This is a genomic window from Rhodococcus sp. (in: high G+C Gram-positive bacteria) (genome assembly GCF_049591685.1).
GTDB lineage: Bacteria > Actinomycetota > Actinomycetes > Mycobacteriales > Mycobacteriaceae > Rhodococcoides.
In genome coordinates, this window is record NZ_JBAWFH010000053.1 from 1 (window position 1) to 6,156 (window position 6,156).

The following is a 6,156-nucleotide window of genomic DNA, read 5'->3' on the forward strand; positions in this document are numbered from 1 at the left end:
GTGTTGAACTTTCCGCTCGGGTACATGTACTTGCGAATCAACTGCGTCTCGGAAGCACTGCAGAGATGCGCCCCCTGGTGAACGAGCTGTTCGGTGAGGCGGTCGGCGTTCGATTCACACACGATCAGCACGGACTCGGCGGTGCACAGGATGCTGTTGTCGAACGACTTCGATTCGACGATAGCCCGTGCGGCTTTCTCGACATCCGCACTTTCGTCGACCACCACAGGAGCATTGCCCGGGCCGACGCCGATAGCCGGAGTACCCGACCGGTAGGCCGCCTTGACGACGGCTCCTCCACCAGTTGCAAGGATGAGGTTGACGCGATCATCGGCCATGACCGATTCGATCAGTGGCACGGACGGGCGCTCGAGGATTTGGATTACACCGTCGGGCGCGCCCGCGTCTGTCGCAGCACGACTGAGAATGCGAGCAGCTTCGATGCTCGTCTGCACCGCTGCGGGGTGCGGGCTGATGACGATGGCATTGCGCGTCAACAAGCAGGACAACACTTTGAAGTACAGGTTTGCTACCGGGCTCGTGGACGGAGTGACTGCGAAGATCACACCCGCCGGAACCGGGTAGAGCAGGGTCTTCCGGGTGTGGTCGGTTTGGTGACTCACGTAATCCAGATTGCCGTACTCGCGGAGGAATCCGGCCGATAGCGCTTCGTTCTTGGCGACTTTGTGCTCGAAAACCCCGAATCCGGTCTCATTTGCTGCCTTCTCTGCGAGCTGCCGACCGTTGCGCTCCGCGACGTCGGCAACCGCCTTGACGATCCGGTCGATCTGCGATCGGTCGTATACGCCGAATGCCTTCGATGCCTGATGTGCGCGTCCCAGAATGGCGTCGACTTCGGCAGAGAGAGTGGATCCTGTTGTCGTTGTCTTCACTTCGACCTTCCGTGGGTTGATCCGATGCAAGTCGGTCAGACAACTGTCCAGCCGGTTTCGCAAACAAATGGTTGTAAAAGGTTGTGTCCACCGTCTCACGCTGCCATCGTCGTGTCAAGAACGAAAACATGCAGGCCGGGCGGCTTAAGCGTCGGTGGTCCGCCGGGTGAACGGTGCGAAGAGTCGCGGCTCAGCGGTTGTGGTTTGCATATGGTCGTTATAAGGTGTACCAATGCTGTGACTGGGGTCACCCGTACTGCCGCTTCGTCTCGTGAGCAGCGTTGCTCGCCTGTACTGCCTTAACTTCAAGGAGATTCACACATGCCGGAGACCGCTGCCGACTACGAACCGTTCGCCCGCGCGGCACTCGTTGCGTACAACTTGGAAGGTGCTGCGCTGACGCTGCTCAGTTTCTCCGAGAACGCCACATACCTTGCCCAACGCGGCGTCGAACAGGCCGTGTTCCGCGTGCACCGACCGGATTACAACAGCCTCGTCGAGATCGAGTCCGAACTTTCCTGGATGGCGAGCGTGCGAGCCGAGTCAACGGTGCGAACGCCGCAAGTCCGACTCGCTGCAGACGGTCGTTCGGTCTCGGCCATCGAAATCGACGGCGCGACACGGTTCGTCGATGTATTCGAATTCGTTCCAGGAATCAGCGCGGAGAACGAACACTCGGGCATCCGCTACCGAGACCTGGGAGCGATCACGGCGGCACTGCATCAGCACGTACAACAGTGGACGCCGCCGAAGACATTTCGACGCTTCCGGTGGGATTTGGACACCATGCTGGGGGAGGGCGGACGTTGGGGCAATTGGCGACATGCTCCCAACCTGTCGGCCGTCGATCGCGACGTGATCGAGTCAGCCGAGGAACTGGTGCGGCGAAGGCTCGAACAATACGGAACAGAGCCTGGCCGTTACGGGTTGGTGCACTCGGACCTACGGATGTCGAACCTCATCGTGCAAGACGGCGACATCGTGGTAATCGATTTCGACGATTGTGGCTGGTCTTGGTACCTGACCGATCTTGCTGCGGTCATCACGTGGAACGAAGCACACGCAGAATCACAGGCGATAGTCGAGGACTGGCTGCACGGGTACATCAGCGTCTCACCACTGTTGCCCGAAGATATCGCCGAAATCCCGACCTTTGTCATGCTGCGACGGTTGATGATCACTGCCTGGATCTCGACCCACCCCGAATCTGTGCCTGCTCAAACCCTCGGCGGCCACCTTGCCTCCGAAACCGCGTCCCTTGCGCGTCGCTACCTCAGCGACCCGGGATGGTTCGCCTTCGACCTCGGTTCCACGGCCGTTGTGCCCGGCCTCGAGCGCACCGATGTTTGACTGGACGGAAACAGTCGGTGATCCACTTGCCGACTCGTTTCTCGGCGTTGGCGTTCTCGTAGCGCTCATGTTGATCTCGATCGGATGGGCCCGGGCTCGCTGGGGCTCTCGATGGGATCGGTGGCTGACGCGGTTCCCTCAGGCCGGCCCGTTCGTGGCCGCGTTGCTGTCGGTCCCGCCGGGGTGCAGCGGAGTGATCGTCACCGTCACCCTGTACGGAGAACGCCGCGTGACGTACGGGACAGTGGTCGCGGCATTGCTCGCGACGATGGGTGACTCCGCGTGGATCTTGATTGCCTTCGATCCTGTTCTGGCGCTCGAACTCAAGGCCCTGTTCATGTTCGTGGGTGCGGTCGGCGGTTACCTGGTGGACCTGGCTCGCATCGAACCGCGGGCGCATGCGCTCACCGGATTGGTCGGGTCGGCAGATCGAACTGTTGTATCGGCGTTGCGCGCGGATTCTCGCCCGAGCCGGTCGATGGTGAAGACCGATCCCACTGAAACCGTGTCCACTCTTTCCGTTGGTCCGCAGGCACCACCTGTGAGCGGATCGGGTTCCAGCGCGTGGGAGAGAATGGAGCCTTGCTGCTTCGCTCCCGTCGAGACGACTGCGAGCACGAGCGCTGCGCGGTCCGCCGGTTACGTCTTCGCCTTTTGGTCGATGATTGCAGTCGGCGCGCTACTCGCTGTTCCGACGATGTTCTTCGGTATCGAGGAAGACGCCTTTTCGGGTCTCGCTGGATCGCATACCTTTGTCGGCGTTGGTGTCGTCGGCTTCGCCGTCGCCGCAGTCGTCGCTGTCCGTGGTCGTTTTCACCGCCGTCATTGTCATTGTGTAGACATCACAAGCAGGCAAGTTATTCTTCGGCACACTGCCTTCAAGGCGGCAACTATGATCGTCATAGTCGGTGTCGTGTCTACGCTGCTGACGGTAGTCACCGCTTTGACTGGCCTCGATCCCGAGTCGTTGCCCTTCTACGGACTGATGGGCGTTGTCCTCGCCGCTGCGCTGGGCCTGTTGCCCTCATGTGGGCTCGAAGTCGCGATGGCCAGTCTTTTCGTCGTCGGCGGGATGCCGTTGGCCGCGTTGTTGGCTTATTTGGTCAGTCACGACGGGGCCGGGCTTATCCCCCTCTTTGCAGTTCACAAAAGGTCGGCAGTGCTTTCGACTGTTCTGACGACCGTCCCCGCAGTAGCCATCGGGCTCGCTGCGCTCGCTTTCGCCTGAACAGCTCGGACCCGGGCAGTCTCCCATCACACGAAAGGTCAACGTAAATGGCATTATCCAACCTCGACTTCGCAGCGATATTCGAACAGTCCCCCGCGAATCTGGTCGTCGTCGATACCGATTTCCGAATAGTGGCTGCGACCGACGGCTACTTGAAAATGGTCATGCGTACTCGCGAAGAATTGACCGGAAAACTGTTTGTCGAAGCCTTCCCGGACGATCCCAATGATCCTGACGCCAAGGGAAACAGCGTATTTCTATCGGCCGTCGAAGGAATTCTGCGAAACAAGAAGACCGAGTGGATTCCTGGCGCCGTGCGCTACCCCGTCGAGCGTCCTGCCAGTGAAGGTGGGGGGTACGAAGAGCGCTGGTTCACCGCAGTGAATGCGCCCGTTCTCGATGAAAACGACGAGGTACTGTACGTAATCCACGGCAACGAAGATGTAACCGACTCACACTCCAAAGGCTGAAACCTGAGCGGGCAAAGAGCAATGCCCGTCGGAGAGTTCGAGGCGGACGGGCCAGGCGAGAGCCCGTTATTTCGTCGTCATCGTGAAAGATAAACGGAGGCTTGCATGTTCGTTCCGTTCAGTGTCAACGACTTCCTCGACCGGGCGGTCACGGCCTACGGCGATCGAATCGGCATGATCGACGAGCCGGTCCAGCCTGCACCCGACCTCGGTCACCTGACGTATCGGCAGATCGGCGAGTTGGCGAGGCGTCAGGCCGCCAAGCTCGACGAACTCGGTATCGAGGCGGGCGAACGAGTGGCGATCATCAGCCAGAACAGCACCCGGTTGTTGACGTCGTTCTACGGGGTGAGCGGCTGGGGTCGAGTTCTGGTTCCCGTCAACTTCCGGTTGAGCGCCGATGAGGTGCAGTACATCGTCGATCAGTCGGGAGCACGTGTGCTGTACGTGGATCCGGACCTGCAGGCCTCCTTGGCCGGGGTTCGGTGCGAGCACACATTTGTGCTGGGCGACGACGGCGACCTCTACGCGAAACCGGGTGCCGAGCCCCGTGCATGGGAACACGACGAAGGCGCCACAGCGACGATCAACTACACCTCCGGAACCACAGCGCGACCCAAGGGTGTCCAGATCACGCACCGCAACATATGGACCCACGCCGTGACCCTCGGTCTGCATGCGCAGTTGAACGACCGAGACGTGTACCTGCACACCCTGCCGATGTTTCATTCGAACGGATGGGGCATGCCCTTTGCGATGACCGGCGTCGGAGCTCGCCATATCGTGCTGCGGAAGGTCGACGGTACCGAGATCTTGCGGCGCGTTCGAGACCACGGCGTCACCGTCTTGTGCGGTGCACCAGCCGTCGCCGCGGCCGTCCTCGAAGCAGCCCGAACGTGGGAGGGAGAGCTTCCCGGACGTGGCCGCGTCAGAATGATCGGTGGCGGTGCCCCGCCGCCGACCAAAACCGTTGTCCGCCTGGAGCAGGAGCTCGGATGGGAGTTCATCCAGGTCTATGGCTTGACCGAGACCTGTCCGGTGCTGACGATCAACCGAACTCGCGAGGAATGGGACGGCCTCTCGCCCGAGGACCGAGCACGCAAGCTCACACGGGCGGGTGCGCCGGCCCTGGGCGTCACGTTGAAGATCGACGAGTCCGAGGATTCTGCAGGCGAAGTGTTGGCTCGATCGAACATCGTTCTCGAAAGTTACTGGGACAAGCCGGCCGAGACCGAAGCTGCCCTTGCCGGCGGATGGTTTCACACCGGCGACGGCGGCTCGATCTCGGAGGACGGCTATCTGACGATCTCCGACCGGAAGAAGGACGTCATCGTCACCGGCGGCGAGAACGTCTCGTCCGTCGAAGTGGAGGACGCGCTCTTCTCGCACCCCGCGGTCACCGAAGTGTGTGTCATCGGAGTGCCCAGCGAGAAGTGGGGCGAGACGATCAAGGCGCTCGTCGTGCTCGCTCCCGATTCGGGCCCCACCGACGACATGGAGGCTGAACTGATTCGCTGGTGCAAGTCCAGGCTCGCCGGCTTCAAAGCACCCACATCGGTGGAATTCCGGGATGAACTCACCCGAACTGCCACCGGCAAGCTGCAGAAGTTCAAACTACGCGCCCAGTATTGGGACGCCGCCGGTTCCGTCAGTCCGGGAGCATCTCGCCGAAGCGCGAACTCGACAGACAGCCCCGCTTAGCTTCGAGCCTGGATACGTGCCGAATCGGTAGACGCCGAGGTCAGGCTCCGGCGAGCGGGGGCTGCGTGCCGTCGTAGATCTCGACCTCTGGGGCGAGCCGCCGGACTCCCACTTCTCGTAATCACTGTTCGACATGACGGCAAGCGTAGGTCGACCATGTCGCGTCGGAGCAGATGCGCTCGGTCGGCAACAAGGGTGCCAGGTGTCCTCGAGCCGGTGACCTCGCGGATTTCGAGCGACCGAACGCGTCCAAAGTGCCGCGAGCGAAGCCGGCACCCTCGTTGCAGAGTTGGCACACCCACTCGCGTCGGAACAGGGGTGCTCGGTCGGCAACAGGGGTGCCAGGTGCCCTCGAGGCGGCGTACGAAACCTATCGGGCGACAGGCTGATTGGCGCCTACAGTCCCAGTTCGGCCAACCGGGCGTAGTAGGTGTCGACGTTGGCGAGCTTGATGCCCTCGTATCCGCGGACGAGCTGGGCGGCTCCCGCGGCCTCGACGGCGCGGTCGTAAGTA

The 6,156-nt window shown here is 61.5% G+C and carries 5 protein-coding genes; 4 read left to right on the forward strand and 1 reads right to left on the reverse strand.

The genetic code is table 11. From position 1 onward, the window contains the following. The coding region (locus WBQ44_RS02350) for an aldehyde dehydrogenase family protein (protein WP_495565132.1) at nucleotides 1–893 on the reverse strand (893 nt) is incomplete at its 3' end. A gap of 321 nt (nucleotides 894–1,214) precedes the next feature. Here WBQ44_RS02350 and WBQ44_RS02355 point away from each other — a divergent pair. The 4 genes from WBQ44_RS02355 (at nucleotide 1,215) to WBQ44_RS02370 (ending at nucleotide 5,642) form a co-directional block, all read left to right on the forward strand. Beyond that, a complete protein-coding gene (locus WBQ44_RS02355) occupies nucleotides 1,215–2,243 on the forward strand; it encodes a phosphotransferase enzyme family protein (protein ID WP_495565133.1) in 1,029 nt (342 codons plus the stop codon). Further along, nucleotides 2,236–3,471 carry a putative manganese transporter gene (locus WBQ44_RS02360; protein WP_495565134.1) on the forward strand — a complete coding sequence of 412 codons (1,236 nt, stop codon included), beginning with the start codon at nucleotides 2,236–2,238 and terminating at the stop codon, nucleotides 3,469–3,471. Before WBQ44_RS02355 ends, WBQ44_RS02360 begins: the two co-directional genes overlap by 8 nt. Before the next feature lie 47 nt (nucleotides 3,472–3,518). Then, the gene (locus tag WBQ44_RS02365; protein WP_495565135.1) at nucleotides 3,519–3,941 is read left to right on the forward strand and encodes a PAS domain-containing protein; all 423 of its coding nucleotides are present in this window, start codon (nucleotides 3,519–3,521) and stop codon (nucleotides 3,939–3,941) included. 105 nt (nucleotides 3,942–4,046) lie between these two features. Further along, the gene (locus WBQ44_RS02370) at nucleotides 4,047–5,642 is read left to right on the forward strand and encodes an AMP-binding protein (protein WP_495565136.1); all 1,596 of its coding nucleotides are present in this window, start codon (nucleotides 4,047–4,049) and stop codon (nucleotides 5,640–5,642) included. Nucleotides 5,643–6,156: the final 514 nt, after the last annotated feature.